The organism is Streptomyces sp. P17, from assembly GCF_032436805.1.
Taxonomy (GTDB): domain Bacteria; phylum Actinomycetota; class Actinomycetes; order Streptomycetales; family Streptomycetaceae; genus Streptomyces.
Window position 1 is genome coordinate 1 of sequence record NZ_JAVRBF010000603.1, and the last position, 289, is coordinate 289.

The 289-nt window shown below is 58.1% G+C and carries 1 protein-coding gene; it reads left to right on the forward strand.

The features are described from left to right. Positions 1 to 289, forward strand: a 289-nt coding sequence (locus RMT89_RS42270; protein ID WP_315889070.1) for a hypothetical protein, incomplete at both ends; no start/stop codon positions are given.

The following is a 289-nucleotide window of genomic DNA, read 5'->3' on the forward strand; positions in this document are numbered from 1 at the left end:
GGTAAACGTCCATGCCATTCGGGCATTCTCGGATTCCCCCCGCAAAATCGACATTTACTATTGGCTTAGCCACCGCAGCTACAGCCTGACCGAACCGATTGCGATTAGCTGGGCATCCCTCAAGGAGCAGTTCGGCGAAGGGCATTTCGTGACCTCGGGGAAGACGGGGGGCTACACCCGTGACCGCGATTTCCGCGCCAAGTTCAAAGAGGAGCTGGCCCATATTTGCGAGGTGTTTCCCAAGCTCCCCGTCAGCGTGACGGAAACCGGAATCCGGCTGAAACCAGCC